Here is a 20,768-nt window from a genome sequence, read left to right on the forward strand (position 1 = left end):
GTAACCGGCATTTTTCAGTGATTGGGCCGGAATCAGTTATCTAGCGTAAATTTCCGCTGATTCTATCACGCCATATTTGCGCCCGCTGGATAACCTCAGTTTCGTTTAAGGTTTGTAGCTGGCGCTCCTTTAAAAGTTGTCGCCCTGCAACCCAGACATCACTGACATTGTGTCCTCCGTTGGTATAAATCAACTGGGACACTGGGTCATGCAAAGGCTGCTGTTCTAGACCGCCGAGATTGATAGCAGCAATGTCTGCGCTTTTGCCTACTTCCAGGCTTCCGGTTATATCTTCAATTCCCAGTGCTTTGGCTCCGTTGATAGTCGCCATGCTCAGTGTCTGATGCGCGGGTAGGGCTGTTGCGTTCCCGCTAACAGCTTTTGCCAGTAGTGCGGCTGTGTTGGCTTCGGAGAACAAGTCTTGGGTGTTATTGCTCGCAGCGCCATCGGTGCCAAGGGATACGTTGATACCGGCTTCCAGCATGTCATAGGTTGGGCAAAAGCCTGAGGCGAGCTTGAGATTGGATGATGGGCAGTGAGAAACATGGGCGCCACTTGAACTCACTAGCTCAATGTCTCGTTCATTAGTGGCCACCATATGTACACAAAGTGTCTGCGGCCCCAGCAGCCCAAGGCGGAATAGCCGTTCGGTGGGCCGCTCTCCATTAGCGTTCAGGGCGCTTTCAACTTCAGCGTGGGTCTCGTGGAGGTGCATTTGCATGGGGATCTGCGCTTCGGCAGAGCAGACTGCAATTTTCTCCAGTGTTTTATCCCCCACGGTGTAGGGGGCGTGGGGTGCAAATACCACCTCAATTCGATCGTGCGTACGATAATCATCGCGTAACGCCAATCCTTTGTGCAGGGCCTCGTCGCTATTGCGGCTCCAGGGGGTTGGGGCATCGAGCACGGGGAAGGCGATATGGGCTCTGATTCCGCTTTCCCGCGCAGCAATGGCGACGGCTTCCGGGAAGAAGTACTGATCAGAAAAAGTAGTAGTACCAGAGCGCAGCATCTCGGCAATCGCTTGCCGGCTGCCGTCAGCTACAAATTGCGGACCTACCCAGCGTTGCTCTGTCGGCCAGATGTGCTGCTCCAGCCACTCTTTAAGGGGGCGGTCATCAGCGTAGCCGCGCAATAGCGTCATGGGCGCATGGTTGTGAGTATTAATTAACCCTGGAATTAGTGCGTGTTGCCCCAGGTCGACTTCATCTGTTGCCCTAAAGCGAATTGAGGCCTCGGCTGTGGGTACCAGAGCAGAGATTTTGCCCTTTTCTATTGCGAGTGAACAATTTTCGTACACTTTTTTCTCGGGTACGACGGGTATGATCCAGCGTGCGTGGATCAGGGTATCGACAGCTTGTTGCATGAGGAGTTATCTGGTGGCTGCTGTGGGGGTGTTTTACTGTAGCCGCAGTCAATGGGGGCGACAACTGTGGTTTGTGCCGCAGTTGGATATCTCCGAGTCCTGCGGCTCCAAACATCTCAAACTATGGTAGAATCGCCCGCTTATCCCGGGCACAGTACGTACGCCCGCGCTATAAAAGGAACGCCGTAAGCCATGGGCGAATTAGCCAAAGAAATCTCTCCGATTAATATCGAAGAAGAACTCAAGCAGTCTTATCTCGACTATGCCATGAGCGTGATTGTCGGGCGCGCACTGCCGGATGTACGCGATGGCCTCAAGCCGGTACACCGCCGCGTGCTCTACGCGATGAGCGAGCTTAAAAACGACTGGAATAAACCTTACAAGAAATCAGCGCGTGTCGTTGGTGATGTAATCGGTAAATATCACCCGCACGGAGACACTGCGGTCTACGACACTATTGTGCGTATGGCGCAGCCGTTTTCTATGCGTTACACCTTGGTAGATGGCCAGGGTAACTTCGGTTCTATCGATGGTGACAGTCCAGCTGCCATGCGATACACCGAAATTCGTATGGATAAGTTGGCCCACGAGCTGCTGTCCGACCTCGATAAAGAAACTGTTAATTTTGTCGATAACTACGATGGTTCCGAGCAAATGCCGGAGGTGTTGCCTTCGCGTGTGCCGAACCTCTTGGTCAATGGTTCCTCCGGTATTGCGGTAGGTATGGCCACCAATATCCCTCCCCATAATCTGGGTGAGGTGATCAAGGCTTGTCTGGCTCTGATCAATAATTCCGAGTTGACCGTCGACGACCTGATGGAGTACATCCCCGGGCCGGACTTCCCCACGGGCGCCATCATCAATGGCCGCGCCGGTATTCTCCTTGCCTACCGCACTGGCCGTGGCCGCATTTATGTGCGTGCCAAAGCAGATGTGATCCGCGATGACAAGACCAATCGCGAAACCATCATCATTACTGAGATCCCCTTCCAGTTGAATAAAGCGCGCTTGATCGAGCGTATTGCTGAGCTGGTGAAAGAGAAAAAGATCGAGGGTATCTCTGAGCTGCGCGACGAGTCCGACAAAGACGGCTTGCGCGTAGTGATTGAGCTTAAGCGAGGAGAGCTGGGTGATGTGGTCCTGAATAACCTCTATTCCCAGACCCAGCTGGAAAGCGTCTTCGGTATCAATATGGTGGCCCTGGTCGATGGCCAGCCCAAGGTATTGAACCTCAAAGAGCTGCTCGAGCACTTTATTCGCCACCGCCAGGAAGTCGTTACCCGTCGTACGGTCTACCTGTTGCGCAAAGCCCGCGAGCGCGGTCATATTCTGGAAGGTCTGGCGATTGCCATCGCCAATATCGATCCGGTAATCGAGCTGATCAAATCTTCCGCCACACCGGCAGATGCCCGCGAGGCGTTGCTGGCTAAAGGCTGGCCTGTGGGCAATGTACAGCAGTTCCTGGAGCGGGCTGGTGCTGATGCCTGCCGTCCAGATGATCTGCCGCAAGAATTTGGTTTGCGCGACGACTCTTACTACTTGTCCCCGGCCCAGGCTCAGGCAATTCTCGAATTGCGCCTGCACCGCTTGACCGGTATGGAGCACGACAAGCTGTTGGCAGAATACCAGGATCGACTGGAGCAGATCGCTGAATACCTGCATATCCTCGGCAGCTTCGAGCGCCTGATGGAAGTGATCCGCGAAGAGTTAGAGCAGCTGTCAAAGGACTTTAACGATGAGCGTCGTACCGATATCGTTGCGTCTCGCCAGGATCTGACCGTTGAAGACCTGATTACCCCGGAAGACAAGGTAGTAACTATCTCCCACGGTGGTTACGCCAAGAGCCAGCCGCTGACCGATTACCAGGCCCAGCGCCGTGGTGGTATGGGTAAATCCGCGACCCAGGTAAAAGACGAGGACTTCGTCGAGCATCTATTGATCGCCAACTCCCATGACACCCTTCTATGCTTCTCTAATAAGGGCAAGGTGTACTGGCTGAAAGTCTACGAAGTGCCCACCGCTGGCCGAGCCTCCCGTGGTCGCCCAATGGTTAATATGCTGCCCCTGGAAGAGGGTGAGCGTATCAGCAGCATGATGCCGGTGTCCGAGTACGACGAAAATCACTTTATCTTCTTCACCACTGCCAATGGCACCGTGAAGAAAACCCCCCTCACCGCTTTTGCCCGCCCCCGCAGTGTTGGTTTGCGTGCAATTGAATTGGAGGAGGGCGATCGCCTGGTAGCCACTGCGATTACTGATGGTGAGCGCGATGTAGCGCTGTTTACCAGCGCCGGTAAGGCGGCGCGCTTCTCCGAGTCCAATGTGCGCTCTATGGGTCGTGTTTCCCGTGGTGTTCGCGGTATTCGTATGCAGGAAGGTCAGCAGGTTATCGCTATGGTTATCCCTGAAGAGGGTGGCTCTGTGATGATGGCTACTGAGAATGGTTACGGTAAGCGCACAGCTATCAGTGAATTCCCCACCAAGGGACGCGGTACCCAGGGTGTTATTGCGATCGCGGAAAGTGAACGTAACGGTGCCTTGGTTGGGGCCTGTCAGGTGCACCCAGGTGAGGAGATGATGTTGATCTCCGACCAGGGTACTCTGGTGCGTACCCGTGTTGATGAAGTGTCTGTACTTGGGCGCAACACGCAGGGGGTGCGAGTGATTCGCCTGAAGACTGGCGAGAAGCTGGTTGGTCTCGGTCGCATTGAAGAGACCGAAGATGACGGTGAAGAAAACGGTGGGGAAGAGTGACCCACCGCTCCAGACCACTAAGAAAGGCTGCGTTTATCGCGGCCTTTCTTGCCTTTGGCTCCCACGAAAAACGCTAAAGGCGCGATATCTATCCCCCTGAATGGCAATTTGTGCGTAGACACATCTAGTTGTATTTGAAACCTTTTTTGTATTGTGGAAATCAGCTCATGAGGAAGTTTAATTTCTGTGCAGGTCCTGCCGCTTTACCGCAGCCCGTATTGGAGCAGGCGCAAAGGGAGTTGCTCAATTGGCAAGGGCTCGGTTGCTCTGTAATGGAAGTCAGCCACCGTTCTCCAGAGTTTGTTGAGGTAGCTGAGCGGGCCGAACAGGATCTCCGCGATCTGCTCAGTGTGCCGAGCAACTACAAAGTGTTGTTTCTTCAGGGTGGGGCAACTGGGCAATTCAGTGCCGTGCCCTGGAATCTTCTCGGTGCCGGCTCATCCAAAGCTGAATTTATACACTCCGGTAGTTGGGCGGCCAAAGCGATTAAAGAAGCTCGCCGCTACGGTGAGGTAAATGTGGTTGCATCCAGTGAGGATCGCAACTTCAGCTATGCACCTGCGGCAGACAGCTGGCAGTCGAGTGGTGATGCGGCTTATTTCCACTATACCCCCAACGAGACGATTGGCGGTGTTGAGTTTGGCTATGTGCCGGAAGTGGAGTGCCCGCTAGTGGCGGATATGTCCTCAACTATTTTGTCTCAACCGATTGAGGTGGAAAAGTTCGGCGTTATCTATGCCGGCGCGCAGAAAAACATTGGCCCCTCAGGTATCGCTGTAGCCTTGATTCGGGATGATTTACTCGCTCGCTCACTGGAAAATATTCCTCGCAGTTTGAGCTGGAAGGTGGCTGCAGAAGCGGGCTCTATGGATAACACGCCGCCTACTTTCGCTTGGTACTTGTCTGGTCTTGTCTTCCAGTGGTTAAAAGATCAGGGGGGAGTTGATGCGATGGCTAAGCAGGCCGATGCTAAGTCCAAAATGCTGTATGACTTCCTCGATAGCAGTGACTTTTTCTCCAGTCCGGTTGAGGAGGGAAGTCGCTCCCGCATGAATGTGCCCTTTGTATTGGCTGACGATCGCCTGGATAAGCAGTTTTTGATTGAGTCAGAAGAAGCGGGTTTGTTGAGCTTAAAGGGGCACCGCTCTGTGGGTGGTATGCGCGCGTCGCTATATAACGCCGTTCCCATGGAGGCAGTGGAAGCGCTTGTGGCATTTATGGCGGATTTTGAAGCGCGTAAAGCTTAGGTGGTTAATTCAATCTTGATGATTTCTAGAGAAAGTAGATAGACGAATGGCAGAGGAAACTGTGAGTGGTGACCAGCGACTGCTGGAGCTGCGCAATCAGATCGACAGTATTGATGGAGAGATTGCTCGCTTAATTAGTGAGCGGGCTCGCTGCGCCCTGGAGGTTGCAGGGGTTAAGAAAGCTACTGGCGAGGATGCTCTCTATTATCGGCCGGAGCGCGAGGCACAAGTGCTGCGCAAGGCTATGGAGCGGAATAATGGTCCGCTGACAGATGAAGAAATGGCGCGACTGTTTCGCGAAATTATGTCAGCCTGCCTGGCCTTGGAAGAGCCCGTCAAAGTGGCCTACCTGGGCCCTGAGGGTACTTTTACCCAGCAGGCGGCATTAAAGCACTTCGGCAACTCGGCCCAGAGCCGGCCGCTGGCAGCAATTGATGAAGTTTTCCGTGAGGTAGAAGCAGGTGCCGTCAGTTACGGTGTTGTGCCGGTAGAAAACTCTACCGAAGGGGTGATCAACCACACCCTGGACAACTTTATGCACTCCAACCTGAGCATCTGCGGTGAGGTGGAGTTGCGTATCCATCATCACTTGATGATCTCAGATGTAACGCGCCCAGAGTCAATCACTCGTATTTATTCCCATGCGCAGAGTCTGGCGCAGTGCCGCAAGTGGCTTGATGCCCATTATCCCAATGTGGAGCGTGTGGCGGTTGCCAGCAATGCGGATGCGGCCAAGCGCGTTAAGGGTGAGTGGAATGCTGCGGCGATAGCTGGCGATATGGCAGCGGAACTCTACGGGCTGAAGGTGCTGTCGGAGAAAATAGAAGATCGCCCGGATAATTCCACCCGCTTCTTGATTATTGGTACCCAGCAAGTGCCTGCGAGTGGGGATGATAAGACCTCATTGATGGTATCAATGCGCAATGAGCCAGGTGCTCTGCACGATCTCCTGGAGCCGTTTCGTCGCTACAGTGTCGATTTGACTCGGGTAGAGACCCGGCCATCGCAGTCTGGCAATTGGACCTATGTGTTCTTTATCGATTTTAGCGGCCACCGCGATACCCAGGGAATTGCCGAGGCGCTAAAAGAGGTTGGAGGCTGTGCCTCAGATCTGAAAGTGCTGGGTTCCTACCCTCGCGGAGTGCTGTGATGGCGCAAGCTCAAATTGGCCGACTGCTGGTTGTTGGGATCGGTTTAATTGGGGGGAGTTTTGCCCTTGCACTGAAAGCTGCCAGGGCTTGCCGAGAGGTTATCGGGGTCGCTCTGGAAGAGAGTGTCTGCGATGAAGCCAGGGCGCTTGGTATTGTTGATCGGGCCAGCACCAGTCTCGAGCTGGTATTGCCGCAGCTGGAACCGGGCGATTTGGTGTTTGTGGCTGTGCCGACACTGGCGATTGAGTCTGTATTCGCGCAGCTGAAAGAACGCCTGCCGACGGGAGTCACCGTGACAGATGGTGCCAGCGTAAAAGGTAGCGTGGTGGCAGCGGCAGAAAAAGTGTGGGGGAGTGCTCCAGATTTTCTGGTGCCAGGACACCCAATTGCTGGTTCTGAAAAAAGTGGTGTTACCGCGGCGAGAGATGACCTCTATAGGGATCACCGCATTATCCTGACGCCGCTTGCGAATACAGGGGCTGCTCATTTGCAGCTTGTGGAGCGAGCATGGCAGGCCGTGGGAGCTGAGCCCCTGACAATGTCAGTGGAGGAGCACGACGAGGTTCTGGCCGCTACGAGCCATCTTCCCCATGTCATCGCTTTTAGCCTTGTGGACACTTTGGCCCACGATGCGGAAAACGAAAATATCTTCCGCTATGCGGCGGGAGGCTTCCGTGATTTTACTCGTATCGCTTCCAGTGACCCGGTTATGTGGCGAGATATCATGCTCGCCAATCGGGATGCCATCTTAAAGGCCATCGACCTATACAGCCTCAACCTTTCTTCCCTGCGCGACGCTATTGCCTCCGGTGATAGCGCTGCCCTGATGGGGGTTTTTACTCGCGCCAAAGCGGCACGGGATCACTTTACCAAAATGTTGGCAAAACAAGCGTATTCGGAACCTATGCAAGTACAAGAGATTACTTTTATCGTGCAGCCGGGCGAGGCTGTAAATGGCAAGCTCAGGGTGCCGGGGGACAAATCCATGTCGCACCGCTCAATTATGCTGGGCTCCCTGGCCGAGGGAGTTACAGAAGTTGAGGGCTTCCTGGAGGGTGAGGATGCGCTGGCAACCCTGCAGGCTTTCCGCGATATGGGGGTCGTAATTGAGGGGCCGGACAATGGTCGGGTTGTAATTCATGGTGTGGGCCTTAATGGCTTGCAGGCACCGCCCGGACCGCTATATCTCGGTAACTCCGGGACCTCCATGCGCCTGTTGGCTGGATTGCTTGCCGGGCAGGATTTCGACGTAACACTCACTGGCGATGAGTCCCTGTCAAAGCGCCCGATGAATCGCGTGGCTAACCCCCTGCGTGAGATGGGTGCAAATATTGAGACTGGCCCGGAAGGTCGTCCGCCGCTTTTGATTAAGGGGGGGAGTGCGTTGAAAGGGATCGATTACCCGCTGCCGATGGCCAGTGCCCAGGTGAAATCAGCGGTATTGCTGGCTGGGCTCTATAGTGAGGGTCAAACGTCTACCGTTGAGCCGGCGCCCACTAGAGATCATACCGAGCGCATGTTGCAGGGCTTTGGTTATAAGGTGGAGCGGGATGGTGCTCAGGCTAAGTTGGTGGGCGGTGGCTCACTGAAATCCTGTCGCATCGATGTGCCTGCCGATATTTCTTCAGCTGCATTCTTTATGGTTGCTGCCGCTATCTCTCCCGGTTCCGATGTTGTGCTGGAGCATGTGGGGATCAATCCCACCCGCGATGGGGTTATCAATATCCTCCGTGCAATGGGCGGCAATGTTGAATTGCTGAATATGCGCGAAGTGGGCGGTGAGCCGGTGGCGGATATTCGTGTTCGCTATGCGCCCTTGAAGGGAATTCGCATCCCTGAGGATCAGGTACCCCTGGCGATTGATGAGTTTCCCGCATTGTTTGTTGCGGCAGCTTGTGCAGAAGGTGAGACCGTCCTGACTGGTGCGGAGGAGTTGCGGGTCAAAGAGAGTGACCGGATTCAGGCGATGGCAAATGGCTTGATTGCACTTGGGGTAAAAGCTGAGCCAACACCGGACGGTATCGTGATCCAGGGCTGCAAAGAGGGTGCGGTATTTTCTGGAGGCACCGTCGATAGCTTAGGGGATCACCGTATTGCTATGGCGTTTGCAGTGTCATCGCTGCGCGCAAAGGATACAATCCGCATCCTTCACTGCGCCAATGTGGCGACCTCATTCCCGAACTTTGCCGAACTGGCAACGGGCGCGGGTCTCAAGTTGCAGTTGGCGTGACACGGGCATTCAGGTTTGGGCGGTTGTGGTCCGCTTGAGTGCATCCGCCAGAGATGTTGAGTTGTATAAATAATATGAGTGATACAAACGGGTTGCCACCAGTAGTTACCATTGATGGTCCCAGTGGTTCGGGCAAGGGGACCATTGCAAAGCTTTTGGCTGATCGCCTGAGCTTTTCCTTGTTGGACTCCGGGGCCCTTTATCGGGCTGCCGCTTTGGCTGCACTTGATAAGGAGGTTGATCTTTCCAATGACAAGATGCTGACTGAATTGGCGAAAGACCTCGATGTGCGCTTTAGCGTGAGTGGCGGTCAGTTGCAGGTGTGGCTGGAAGAGAGTGACGTCACCGCAGATATTCGTATGGAGCGGGTGAGTATGGCCGCATCCAAGGTCGCGGCCATCCCCGGAGTGCGGGCAGCGCTGTTGCAGCGCCAGCGGGACTTCCGCCAGGCCCCCGGCTTGGTTGCCGATGGTCGGGATATGGGCACTACCGTGTTTCCCGACGCGCCGGTCAAGGTTTACCTAACCGCCAGCGCTGAGGAGCGAGCTAACAGGCGTTTCGCTCAGTTGCAGGAGAAGGGGGTTTCTGTTAGCCTCCGCGACCTGCTGGAGGACATCCGTGCCCGAGACGCACAGGATATGAACAGAAAAGCCTCCCCCCTGGCTCCCGCTGAGGATGCGGTTGAGCTGGATAGTACGGGGGTGAGTATCGATGAAGTCCTCCGAAAAGTGCTCGATTTAGTTCAGGACCGTATTTCACCCTGAAGTTCGGGCAGTAAATAGTTTTCTAACGACAGCGGCCGGGATCAGCCAGAATCGCCCGGCCGTTATCGTAATCCGACCCGCGTGCTGGCAGCGCGGTTGGGGTCGCGGCTGGCGGTTGACTAGACTTAACAGTTACCAACGGCTGGACCCAGCACTATAGGTAATGTAATGAGCGAGAGCTTTGCTGATCTATTTGAAGAGAGCCTGAAAAGCGTTGAAATGGCACCGGGCGCAATTGTTACTGGTGTTGTAATCGACGTAGATAAAGACTGGGTTACCGTTCACGCGGGCCTGAAGTCTGAAGGCGTTATCCCTGCTGCACAATTCGCCAACGATAAAGGTGAAGTTGAGCTGCAGGTGGGCGACGAAGTACAGGTTGCCCTGGAAGCTGTAGAAGACGGTTTCGGTGAAACCCGTCTGTCCCGCGAAAAAGCCAAGCGCGCTGAAGCCTGGAAAATCCTCGACGCAGCTCACGCAGCTGACGAAGTGGTTAAAGGTGTTATCAGTGGTAAGGTTAAAGGTGGCTTTACTGTTGATGTTGCCAATATCCGTGCGTTCCTGCCCGGCTCTCTGGTTGACGTTCGTCCGGTTCGCGACACCGCGCACCTGGAAGGTAAAGAGCTCGAGTTCAAAGTTATCAAGCTGGACTCCAAGCGCAACAACGTAGTTGTTTCCCGCCGCGCCGTTATGGAAGCTGCCACCTCCGAAGAGCGTGAAGCTCTGCTGGAAAGCCTGCAGGAAGGCATGAGCGTCAAGGGTATCGTGAAGAACCTGACCGACTACGGTGCTTTCGTAGACCTGGGCGGCATCGACGGCCTGCTGCACATCACCGATATGGCTTGGAAGCGCATCAAGCATCCGAGCGAGATCGTGAACGTTGGCGATGAGATCGAAGTAAAAGTACTGAAGTTCGACCGCGAGCGCAGCCGTGTATCCCTGGGCCTGAAGCAGTTGGGCGAAGATCCTTGGGTATCCATCAAGCAGCGTTACCCAGAGAACAGCCGCGTGAAGGCTGTTGTAACCAACCTGACCGACTACGGCTGCTTTGCCGAGCTGGAAGAAGGTGTGGAAGGTCTGGTACACGTTTCCGAAATGGATTGGACCAACAAGAATATTCACCCGTCCAAAGTTGTCCAGGTTGGCGACGAGGTAGAGGTGATGATCCTGGATATCGACGAAGAGCGTCGTCGTATCTCCCTGGGTATCAAGCAGTGCCAGGAAAATCCGTGGGATGCCTTCGCGCGTAAATTCGCTAAGGGCGACAAGATCTCCGGTAAGATCAAGTCCATCACTGACTTCGGTATCTTCATTGGCCTCGACGGCAGCATCGACGGTCTGGTTCACCTGTCCGACATCTCCTGGAACGAAGCTGGCGAAGAAGCTGTTCGCAAGTTCAAGAAAGGCGACGAAATCGAGACTGTTATCCTGGGCATCGATTCCGAGCGTGAGCGTATCTCCCTGGGCATCAAGCAGTTGGAGTCCGATCCGTTCTCCGACTACGTTACCACCAGCGATCGCGGCAGCATCGTTGTAGGTACTGTTAAGGAAGTTGACGCTAAGCAAGCAGTAATCACCCTGGCGGACGAAGTAGAAGGCGTGCTGCGCGCTTCTGAAATCAGCCGCGACAAGGTTGAAGATGCTCGCAACGTCCTGAAAGAAGGCGAAGAAGTAGAAGCTAAGATCACCAGCGTGGATCGCAAGAACCGCGTGATCAGCCTGTCTATCAAAGCCAAAGACCAGGACGACGAGAAGCAAGCTATCAAGGATCACAGTAAGAAGCAGTCTGAGCAAGTTCAGCCCGCTACTATCGGTGACCTGATCAAGGCTCAAATGAATAACAAAGACTAATCGTCTTTGAGTGTTCATAGCTCCAAATGGATCATTTGGAGCGACCCGAAAGCCGGACTGGGGTTGCCCAGTCCGGCTTTCTATTAGATGATTGGTGCTCTACTCCAGAATAATCAATGACTTACAAAGGTTGCGGAGCGCATGACCAAGTCCGAACTGATCGAAAGGATTGCGTTGAGGTTGGATCAGCTGCCAGTTAAGGATGTAGAGCTGGCGGTAAAAGTGGTGCTCGACACCATGTCAGATGCCCTGTCCCAGGGTGAGCGTATAGAGATACGCGGCTTTGGTAGCTTTTCTCTTCATTATCGAGCCCCGCGTACGGGCCGGAATCCCAAAACTGGGGACGCGGTTGATCTCGCCGGGAAATATGTCCCGCATTTCAAGCCTGGCAAAGAGTTGCGCGACAGAGTGAATCGAAGTATGCACGATGAGGCGAGTATCGAAGTATGATTAGACTCCCTGGCAGCAGTGTGAATACTGCCATTAATCGGGGTGAGCTTCGTCGTTAATCGATAAAGTTTTTTGTGGAACGTGGAGGTTCCCTTGTCATTTTTGCGTTGGCTGACACGCATCGTCTATGGGGTCGTCGCCCTGCTTTGCATCGCTTTGGGGATTTATTTCGCAGTTGCCAATCCGGAGACTATCAAGCCAAATATTGTAGGCTATCAACTGCCGGCGGGAAGTGTAGGCTTTTGGTTGATTGGTTTCTTGTTGCTGGGGTTGTTGCTGGGTTTTGTCGTTAGTCTGCAGCCTGTTTATGCCAAGCGTCGCCAAGTGCGGTCGCTCGAGAAGCAATTGAAGAAAATGGAGCGGGAATTACACACCGCCCACCGCAAGGCTTCTGGAGACTGATTTGCTCGATTTTACCTATTTCTTTTTCCTGCTTGCGGCAATCGCGATCGGCTGGGTGCTGGGGCGAGGCAGCGCCAAAAAGAAAGTGGCGGATTATAGTGAGCAAGAGCATGCGCTGGTGAGGTCTTACGCCCAGGGCTTAAACTATTTATTGAGTGAGCGCCACGACGATACCATCGATAAATTTATTGACTCTCTGGAAGTAAGTCAGGCTACTTTTGACACCCACCTGGCTCTTGGAAGTCTGTTGCGCCGAAGAGGAGAGTACGATCAGGCGATTCGAGTCCATCAAAATTTACTCGGGCGCCCGAGCTTGTCCAGGGTTAGTCAAAACAAAGCTCAACTTGAACTTGCCTGTGACTATATTTCTGCTGGCTGGCTGGATAGAGCTGAACGTCTGCTACAAGAGCTGGTTGAGACCTCTCAGGAGTTAAAGGCTGTTAGCCTGGAGCGTCTGATTGAAGTCTACCGGGATGAAAGGGAATGGGCTAAAGCGATCCATGCTGTAAACCTGTTGCATGGCCGGCGGTTCAAGCGCCTCTCGGCTGACTGGGCCCCGGTTCAGGCTCATTTTTGCTGCGAATTGGCAGAGGAGTCAATAGCGGCAAAGGATTACCTAAGTGCAAGGAAGCATATCGATTCTGCCCTGAGTTATGAGCGCAGCTCAGTGCGGGCAAATTTGCTGTGGGGTCGCCTCGAATATCTGCTTGGCAAGCCGAGAGAGGCCATTAAGGTTTTACAGCGGATCCCCAAGCAGAGCCCGGACTATATTCCTGAAATCCTTGAGTTGTTGATTACTTGTTATGGGGATTTAGGGGATGGCAAGGGGTTGGATCGCTATCTTGAATCCCTGTTGAAAGAGCACCCCTCTAATAGCGTATTGATTGCCCTGACTGAGCGTATTCAGCTGCAGGATAGTGAGGCTGCAGCGGCTGCATTTATGGGGAAGCAGCTGGCGTTGCGCCCGTCTTTGAGGGGGTTGGGACGCTTTCTCGATCTGCATTTAGATAGTACAGAGGGTAGGGCGAGAGAGAATCTTTCCCTACTCAAGACATTAATCGACCAGCTTATAGCGAGCCGCCCTCACTACCGGTGTAGCAATTGCGGGTTTTCGGGCAATCAGTTGCACTGGTTGTGTCCGAGCTGCAAGCACTGGGATTCAGTACGCTCCGTTAAGGGGATTGAGGGCGAGTAAAGTAATGACTGTCCTGTACATTGGGCTGACGGCCTGGTCGGGACGGCTTTTGAAATAAATGAGGTTTTTCTTGCAGTCTAAAGTTTCTTCTCCGGTTATCGTTGCTCTGGATTACGACAATGCTGAGTCTGCACTGGCAATGGCAGATCAGCTCGATCCGTCGCTGTGTCGGGTCAAGGTTGGTAAGGAGCTGTTTACTGCCGCTGGTCCAGACTTGGTGAAAACTCTGGTTGACCGGGGCTTCCAGGTATTTCTGGATCTTAAATTTCACGATATCCCCAATACTGTTGCGAAGGCCGTTAAAGCTGCCGCGAAATTGGGGGTATGGATGGTTAATGTTCACGCAAGTGGCGGTGAGCGGATGATGTTGGCTGCCGCCGAGACCCTGCGGGAATTTGGCGAAGATAAGCCTCTATTAATTGCGGTTACCGTACTTACCAGCACAACTGCAGAGGAACTGGCTGCAGTTGGTGTGGCTGCTCCGCTGGAAAAGCAGGTGTTGCACCTGGCCTCTCAAGCTAAATCCTGCGGTCTCGACGGTGTAGTCTGCTCCGCACGGGAGGCTCAACTGCTGCGCAGTGAATGTGGGGCCGGTTTTTCACTAGTGACGCCGGGAATTCGTCCCGCGGGCTCTGATGCCGGGGATCAGCGGCGTACTTTGACGCCTGCTGAAGCTTTGGCGCAAGGTTCTGACTATTTGGTTGTAGGTCGCCCCATCACTGCCGCATCTGAGCCTTTAGTGGCCTTGAAGTCAATTCTGGCCGAACTGGCAGGTTAGCATGGTTGTCTTGCTTCGCAACTTGTAATGATGTGTAATTAGGCCTGAGCCGACAGAAAGTTGCCCGTTGATATCATGGTGTGGCTTGGGGGAGGTAATAGCAGTCCCAAAGTGAAACCGATAATTCACTGGGAGTTGACCATGAAATTGACCTACCAATTGTTTTCTGTTGTTTTTGCGCTAGCTTTTTCGCTTTTTTTGAGTCCATCTGCATTTGCGGGAGAGATGGGCAGCGTTGAAGCCAAAGAGGTTGTGCTGTCTGTCAATGTCAACAGTGCTTCAGCTGTTGAACTTGCTGAGAGGTTGAATGGCATTGGCGAAGCACGGGCACAATTAATCGTTGAGTATCGCGAGGTGCATGGCCCGTTTACCTCTGTGGAGCAGCTGTTGAATGTTAAGGGAATCGGCGCGGCAACCCTGGATAAAAACAGGGATTTGATTCGGCTCTAAAGGTTTATGGGTCCCGACTGGTGGTTTTTTGTGGTCTCCAGTTGGGGTTTTGAGTTGGTGAGCAAGAGAGCCTTAATAGATGACTCCCCCAGATGAATTTCAGTTGTTACTGTCGATAAAATGTAGCATTTATGTTGCGTCTGCCGCAGAGCTACACCATTCGTTGTGTTCTACCTCCTGTTCTCGTCCCCCTTTCATTGTTGGTAAATGTTCCCCGCCTGGATAACCTTTAGGTTTTTCTGTCGAGTTGTGAAAACATTTTTAATTCCTTTGCTGGGCATGGTGCTTCCTTGTCCTGTTTGTTGAATGTGGTCGGAAGGATTGGCTTGCTTGAAAGTGATAAGGGTTGGTTAGTTGATTAGTATCGCTTGGGAGTGGGTAATACCGCTATTGCTGGCTTTAGCGGCAAGCTATGGCGCTACATCGTTGTTTATCGTGAGGATGCGCAATTTTGCGCTCGATGTGCCCAATAATCGTTCAATGCACTCGGTGCCGGTACCTCGCACAGGTGGTTGGGCCTTTTTGCTCGGTTGTCTGGTTGCGGTAGTCGCTAGCCCACTTGACCTGTCTCCGTTGGTGTTGGTTGCATTTACACTGTTGTTAGTGGTATCCGCACTGGATGATCTTGGAGATGTAGCCATACATCTTCGCTTTTCAGCTCATCTTCTAGCTGTGGTCTTTCTTCTGTTTGCACTGCCAGAAAGTTTGGAGTGGTGGTTGTACCCGGTCCTTATTTTGGCGGGGGCCTGGGTTATCAACCTCTACAACTTTATGGATGGAATGGATGGTCTAGCGGGGTCAATGACGCTTGTTGGCTTTTCCTCCTTGGGGATTATTTGCACTTTAAATGGGGACTTGGAGTTAGCCTGGCTCTGTGCCCTGGTGGCTGTTTGTGCGTTCGTTTTTCTGGTCTTCAACTGGCCTGCGGCGAAGATTTTTTTAGGTGATGCTGGCTCCACGGGCGTAGGTTTGGGGGTGGTTGCTGTCAGCTTATTTGGCTGGCAGCGGGGAGCGTTTGAGCTTTGGATACCCGTGGTCATATTTATACCATTTTGGTTGGATGCTACATATACACTGCTAAAAAGGGCGTTGAGTGGTCAGCGTTGGTGGGAAGCTCATCGTGAGCATTTCTACCAGAGGTGCGCAATTAAGATTGGCGTTAAAAGGGCGCTCATTTTGCAGCTGGGCGCAATGATATCTTTTTCTTTAGTGGCGCTGGCAGCTGTTGTACTTGAGGGGAGGTGAATGTCTCTCATGCTGGATGTCGTTTTAAAGGTAAATAGATTTCGGGGAGTCTTGTGACAAGAGTTTGGCGCAATGTAAAGAAAGCCCATAAGCCAGTATTGATGCTGGCCTTTGATATGCTGATGCTAAGCATGGCCTTTTTATTGGCAATGGTGATTAGGCTTAATAGTGTCGCTCAATTTTTCGAGTGGCGAATGGTGGTCTGCCTGACATTAACACTAGTTGCCACTAGCTTTATTTTTCTCCGGCTCGGCTTGTACCGGACGATTATTCGGTACATGGGGCAAAAAGCTATCATTGCGGTTCTGCAGGGGGTCACTCTTTCTGCAGTGATGTTGGCGCTCTTTTCTTACCTGACTACGGCAGGGGTTCCTCGCTCTGTCCCTGTTATCTACTGGTGCTTTGCATTTGTTGCGGTGGGCGGATCCCGCTGGTTGGTTCGCCTTTACTATCAGACTGCATTGGAAATTCATAAAACCCGGGTGGCTATTTATGGTGCTGGTACTGCGGGTTTGCAAATGTATAAGGCGCTAGTTCATGGGCAGCTCTATAAGCCCGTTGCTTTTTTTGATGATAACGCCTCTAAGCAAAAGACCTTCATCGATGGTCTGTTGGTGTATAACCCTGCAGATATGCTTGAAGTTGTCGCAGATAAGGATATTGCTGAGGTGGTCCTTGCGATGCCAGGAGTGCCGCGGCGGCGCCGCAGGGAGATAACCAAAGCGCTCAGAGAGCGAGGTCTGGTGGTAAAGGCGATTCCTGGAGTGGAAGAGCTGCTCGACGGTGTGGGGCGGGCAGAGGATGTTTCGCAGACCTATGAAAATATCCTGGGGCGAGCCCCTGTTGAACCTCAGAAGGAGCTCGTTTCTGGCTCTATCAGCGGCAAGGTGGTTTTGGTTACTGGTGCTGGCGGGTCCATAGGGTCGGAATTGTGCAGGCAGATATCGCAATGGAAGCCTGCCAGGCTGGTTGTTGTTGAGACCTCTGAATATGCCCTCTATCAGATAGAGCGCGAGCTGCGACAACAGCACCAGGATGACGGGGTCCAGTTCGAGGTGACGGCGCTGCTTGGTGATGTGCGCAATACTGAGCGTATGGCGGAAATTATTCAGGGCTTCTCCGTGCATACAATTTACCATGCGGCCGCATACAAGCATGTGCCCCTGGTTGAGCAGAATGTCGTTATTGGTGCCGACAACAATGTCCTGGGTACCCTCTCCGTACTTGAGGCCGCAGAGCAGCATGGAGTTGAGCAGTTTGTGCTTATCTCTACTGATAAGGCTGTTCGGCCAACCAATGTGATGGGGGCTACCAAAAGATTTGCCGAGCTGATTTGCCAGGATGTTGGTCGCCGCTTTAATAAGATGCGCGTGTGCATGGTCAGGTTTGGCAATGTTATCGGCTCTTCCGGCTCGGTAATTCCCTTGTTCACGGATCAGATCAATGCCGGTGGTCCGGTAACTGTGACCCACTCAAAAGTAACCCGTTACTTTATGACAATTCCCGAAGCGGCTCAGCTGGTATTGCAGGCTGGGAGTATGGGGCGCAACGGGGATGTATTTGTTCTCGATATGGGTGAACCGGTTCGCATCTACGATCTGGCTGAGCGCTTGATTCGTTTGATGGGGCACACGGTAAGGGATGAAGAAAACCCTGATGGTGATATTGAAATTCAGCTCACTGGACTGCGTCCTGGGGAGAAATTGTACGAAGAGCTGTTGTTGGGGGATAACGTACTGGGCACGGACCATCCAATGATTATGCGCGCCGAAGAGGAGCGTCTCGATAGCGAGGCTTTGCAGCTCCTGGTTTCGGATCTTAGGGATGCGTGCGGCTCTCATGATTGCGAGCAGGTCCGCAGGATTCTATGTCGGGCAGTAAAAGGCTATTCACCCAAGCAGGGGCTGGTCGATGTTGTCTGGTCGAGGCAGGGGCAGGTGCGAAAACCAAGTGGAGGAGCGACGGTAGAGAGGTTGCCGTTAGCTGGGGAGGCTGGCTCCCGCTAGCTGGTTATTTTGAGCGGCTAACCAGTACGGCTGGCCGCTAGCTCTATGCAGATTAAAAAACATTTGAGCAGAAAAGAAAAAAGCCCGGATAGATGGAATCTATCCGGGCTTTTGTTTGGCTCCGCCTGCTGGGCTCGAACCAGCGACCCAATGATTAACAGTCATTTGCTCTACCAACTGAGCTAAGGCGGAATTTAATCTAACTTATAGAGCGCAAATTAAGCTGCGCTTTGAAATTTGGCTCCGCCTGCTGGGCTCGAACCAGCGACCCAATGATTAACAGTCATTTGCTCTACCAACTGAGCTAAGGCGGAATATCTTTTCGGCTGTGCCGTTGAGATGGCGCGTATATTATAGAGCACTTCCGAACAGGTCAACCCCTTTTTTCATCTTTAACTAATTGATTTGTCAGGAAATTATTTTTTGGGGTCATGCGCAAAATGCCGCAGGTCAGAGTTGGGAAGGGTAGGACGCTATTCTCTTGTAATTGTGGGTCGTATGACGACAGCCTACAATCCTGTGTTGCATGAATGATTAAGCGGTTGGGGGAAGTGTATGGAGTCGCGACCTTTTAAGGTGGAATCCAAGTATCAGCCAGCGGGCGATCAGCCTCTGGCGATAGAGCAGTTGTCAGAAGGAATTGATGATGGTTTGAGCCATCAAACGCTGCTGGGTGTTACCGGTTCGGGTAAGACCTTCACTATGGCGAATATTATTGAGCGCCTGCAGCGGCCGGCCATTGTGATGGCCCACAATAAAACGCTGGCGGCTCAGCTCTACGGGGAGTTTAAAGAGTTTTTCCCCAAGAATGCCGTGGAGTATTTTGTCTCTTACTACGACTACTACCAGCCGGAGGCTTACGTTCCCTCTTCGGACACCTTTATCGAAAAGGATGCATCCGTAAACGAGCATATCGAGCAGATGCGCCTCTCGGCCACCAAGGCACTTATTGAGCGGCGCGATGTGGTTGTGGTCGCCACAGTTTCGGCAATTTACGGTTTGGGTGACCCCGACAAATATTTGAAGATGGTCCTGCATCTGGATCGCGGTGATCTCGTTGATCAGCGCACTATCCTCAGGCGCCTGGCTGAACTGCAATACACCCGCAATGATGCAGATTTCCGTCGCGCTACTTACCGGGTGCGCGGCGATATTATCGATATCTACCCGGCAGACTCCGATTTGGAAGCGGTGCGCCTGTCTCTTTTTGATGAAGAGATCGAAGAGATCACCATATTTGACCCTCTCACTGGAGAGCAGATCAGGAAGGTGCCCCGGGTCACTATCTTCCCCAAGAGTCACTATGTGACGCCACGAGAGACCATCGTCAGTGCTATCGATGAAATCAAAGATGAGCTGCGAGGGCGCCTCGAGCAACTGCGTGGAAACAACAAGCTGGTCGAAGCGCAGCGGCTAGATCAGCGTACCCGCTACGATGTGGAGATGATGCAGGAGCTTGGCTACTGCAATGGCGTAGAGAACTATTCCCGCTACCTCTCCGGTCGCGGTATTGGCCAGCCGCCGCCCACGCTTTTTGATTACCTGCCCAATGATGCACTGTTATTTATCGATGAGAGTCACGTGACAGTGCCGCAAATCGGCGGTATGTATCGTGGAGACCGGTCGCGCAAGGAAACTTTGGTGGAGTATGGCTTTCGTCTGCCATCGGCCCTGGACAATCGTCCTCTCAAGTTTGAAGAGTGGGAGGGGTTGGCACCCCAGACGGTTTTTGTGTCCGCAACCCCAGGGGCCTATGAGCAAGAGAATGCGGGGCAAGTGGTCGAGCAGGTGGTTCGCCCGACAGGGTTGGTGGACCCAGAAGTCGAAGTTCGCTCAGCATTGACCCAGGTAGATGATGCCCTGTCTGAAATTCACCGTTGTGTGGATGCCGATCAGCGAGTACTGATTACCGTATTGACCAAGCGGATGGCGGAAGACCTGACTGAATATCTCTCCGAAAGTGGTGTTCGTGTCCGCTACTTACACTCCGATATTGATACTGTCGAGAGGGTGGAGATTATCCGGGACCTGCGTATCGGTGAGTTTGACGTGCTAGTTGGCATTAACTTGCTGCGAGAAGGCCTGGATATGCCGGAAGTTGCCCTAGTGGCAATTTTCGATGCCGATAAAGAGGGCTTCCTCCGTTCCGATCGCTCGCTGATTCAGACCATTGGGCGGGCTGCGCGAAACCTGGAGGGGAGGGCGATTCTCTACGCGGACAAAGTCACCGGTTCTATGGAGCGAGCACTCGAAGAGACTCGTCGTCGCCGCGAGAAGCAGTTGGCCTTTAACGAGGAGCACGGCATTACCCCCAAAGGTATCCGCAAGAGTGTGGCGGATATTCTGGAGGGGGCGGTGGCCCCCGGTGTGCCCAAGAAAGGGCGCCGCAAAGTTGCCGAGGGTAAAGGTGAGTACAAGGTGGATGTCGAGGCCCTTACCGATAAGCAGCGCTGGGCCCGAATTGCCGAGCTGGAAGAGCAAATGTACCAGCATGCGAAGAACCTGGAATTTGAAGCAGCGGCAAAATTGCGCGATGAGATTACCCACTTAAAAGGTGTGGAATAATCCTTGCTGAAGGGCGGGACTTGGATCTACATTTTGATAGTCCCGCACTGCCTTGTTGGTGCTTGGTCGCTCTTAAAAAATTTCACACAAAAGTTCAGTAAGTTGTTGAAAACACTGAAAAGCGGTGCTAAAGTTCGCGCTCTTCACAGCACAGGGTTCCCCCGCTGTAGAGCTTTAGACCCGTAGCTCAGTTGGTTAGAGCGCTGCCTTGACATGGCAGAGGTCGGCGGTTCAAATCCGCCCGGGTCTACCACCTTTCAAAAGGATGGATTGCCCATCCCGATCAAGAGTTCCATGAAAAAATTCATGGATAGTTT

The 20,768-nt window shown here is 53.1% G+C and carries 15 protein-coding genes and 3 tRNA genes; 15 read left to right on the forward strand and 3 right to left on the reverse strand.

Annotated features, from left to right (window positions below; all coding sequences use genetic code 11):
- Nucleotides 1–40: 40 nt before the first annotated feature.
- On the reverse strand, nucleotides 41–1,366 hold the full coding sequence (locus ACJJI6_RS01200; protein WP_444897943.1) for a TRZ/ATZ family hydrolase: 1,326 nt from the start codon (nucleotides 1,364–1,366) through the stop codon (nucleotides 41–43).
- Nucleotides 1,367–1,558: 192 nt separating this feature from the next.
- Here ACJJI6_RS01200 and gyrA point away from each other — a divergent pair, with 192 nt between their 5' ends.
- The 13 genes from gyrA to ACJJI6_RS01265 all read left to right on the forward strand — a co-directional run bounded on the left by gyrA (nucleotide 1,559) and on the right by ACJJI6_RS01265 (nucleotide 17,886).
- Nucleotides 1,559–4,120: a DNA gyrase subunit A gene (gene gyrA, locus ACJJI6_RS01205; RefSeq protein WP_108733855.1), complete on the forward strand. Its 2,562-nt coding sequence runs from the start codon at nucleotides 1,559–1,561 to the stop codon at nucleotides 4,118–4,120.
- Nucleotides 4,121–4,287: 167 nt separating this feature from the next.
- A complete protein-coding gene (serC, locus tag ACJJI6_RS01210) occupies nucleotides 4,288–5,367 on the forward strand; it encodes a 3-phosphoserine/phosphohydroxythreonine transaminase (protein WP_475712244.1) in 1,080 nt (359 codons plus the stop codon).
- 46 nt (nucleotides 5,368–5,413) lie between these two features.
- Nucleotides 5,414–6,517 (forward strand): prephenate dehydratase, encoded by a 1,104-nt coding sequence (gene pheA / locus ACJJI6_RS01215; protein ID WP_475712245.1) that lies wholly within the window; start codon nucleotides 5,414–5,416, stop codon nucleotides 6,515–6,517.
- Nucleotides 6,517–8,748 (forward strand): bifunctional prephenate dehydrogenase/3-phosphoshikimate 1-carboxyvinyltransferase, encoded by a 2,232-nt coding sequence (locus tag ACJJI6_RS01220; RefSeq protein WP_475712246.1) that lies wholly within the window; start codon nucleotides 6,517–6,519, stop codon nucleotides 8,746–8,748. Before pheA ends, ACJJI6_RS01220 begins: the two co-directional genes overlap by 1 nt.
- Nucleotides 8,749–8,822: 74 nt before the next feature.
- Nucleotides 8,823–9,512 carry a (d)CMP kinase gene (gene cmk / locus ACJJI6_RS01225; RefSeq protein WP_475712247.1) on the forward strand — a complete coding sequence of 230 codons (690 nt, stop codon included), beginning with the start codon at nucleotides 8,823–8,825 and terminating at the stop codon, nucleotides 9,510–9,512.
- A 168-nt stretch (nucleotides 9,513–9,680) separates the two neighbouring features.
- A complete protein-coding gene (gene rpsA, locus ACJJI6_RS01230; RefSeq protein WP_413662670.1) occupies nucleotides 9,681–11,360 on the forward strand; it encodes a 30S ribosomal protein S1 in 1,680 nt (559 codons plus the stop codon).
- Nucleotides 11,361–11,501: 141 nt separating this feature from the next.
- On the forward strand, nucleotides 11,502–11,810 hold the full coding sequence (ihfB, locus tag ACJJI6_RS01235) for an integration host factor subunit beta (protein ID WP_282932044.1): 309 nt from the start codon (nucleotides 11,502–11,504) through the stop codon (nucleotides 11,808–11,810).
- 93 nt (nucleotides 11,811–11,903) lie between these two features.
- Nucleotides 11,904–12,212: a lipopolysaccharide assembly protein LapA domain-containing protein gene (locus ACJJI6_RS01240; RefSeq protein WP_413662669.1), complete on the forward strand. Its 309-nt coding sequence runs from the start codon at nucleotides 11,904–11,906 to the stop codon at nucleotides 12,210–12,212.
- A 1-nt stretch (nucleotide 12,213) separates the two neighbouring features.
- On the forward strand, nucleotides 12,214–13,407 hold the full coding sequence (lapB, locus tag ACJJI6_RS01245; protein ID WP_475712248.1) for a lipopolysaccharide assembly protein LapB: 1,194 nt from the start codon (nucleotides 12,214–12,216) through the stop codon (nucleotides 13,405–13,407).
- Between the two features lie 70 nt (nucleotides 13,408–13,477).
- Nucleotides 13,478–14,185 carry an orotidine-5'-phosphate decarboxylase gene (gene pyrF / locus ACJJI6_RS01250; RefSeq protein ID WP_475712249.1) on the forward strand — a complete coding sequence of 236 codons (708 nt, stop codon included), beginning with the start codon at nucleotides 13,478–13,480 and terminating at the stop codon, nucleotides 14,183–14,185.
- Between the two features lie 141 nt (nucleotides 14,186–14,326).
- Nucleotides 14,327–14,635, forward strand: coding sequence for a ComEA family DNA-binding protein (locus ACJJI6_RS01255; RefSeq protein ID WP_444897936.1), 309 nt, complete (start codon nucleotides 14,327–14,329; stop codon nucleotides 14,633–14,635).
- Between the two features lie 354 nt (nucleotides 14,636–14,989).
- On the forward strand, nucleotides 14,990–15,880 hold the full coding sequence (locus ACJJI6_RS01260) for an MraY family glycosyltransferase (protein ID WP_475712250.1): 891 nt from the start codon (nucleotides 14,990–14,992) through the stop codon (nucleotides 15,878–15,880).
- Nucleotides 15,881–15,933: 53 nt separating this feature from the next.
- Nucleotides 15,934–17,886 (forward strand): polysaccharide biosynthesis protein, encoded by a 1,953-nt coding sequence (locus ACJJI6_RS01265; protein WP_475712251.1) that lies wholly within the window; start codon nucleotides 15,934–15,936, stop codon nucleotides 17,884–17,886.
- 116 nt (nucleotides 17,887–18,002) lie between these two features.
- Here the strand turns inward: ACJJI6_RS01265 and ACJJI6_RS01270 are convergent.
- Both ACJJI6_RS01270 and ACJJI6_RS01275 read right to left on the reverse strand, forming a co-directional pair.
- Nucleotides 18,003–18,078, reverse strand: a tRNA-Asn gene (locus ACJJI6_RS01270).
- Between the two features lie 46 nt (nucleotides 18,079–18,124).
- Nucleotides 18,125–18,200 (reverse strand) — tRNA-Asn (locus ACJJI6_RS01275).
- A 241-nt stretch (nucleotides 18,201–18,441) separates the two neighbouring features.
- Here ACJJI6_RS01275 and uvrB point away from each other — a divergent pair.
- A complete protein-coding gene (gene uvrB / locus ACJJI6_RS01280; RefSeq protein WP_475712252.1) occupies nucleotides 18,442–20,451 on the forward strand; it encodes an excinuclease ABC subunit UvrB in 2,010 nt (669 codons plus the stop codon).
- 176 nt (nucleotides 20,452–20,627) lie between these two features.
- A tRNA-Val gene (locus tag ACJJI6_RS01285) sits at nucleotides 20,628–20,704 on the forward strand.
- The last annotated feature ends 64 nt before the right edge of the window (nucleotides 20,705–20,768 follow it).

The organism is Microbulbifer maximicatervae (SeqCode) (assembly GCF_056232625.1).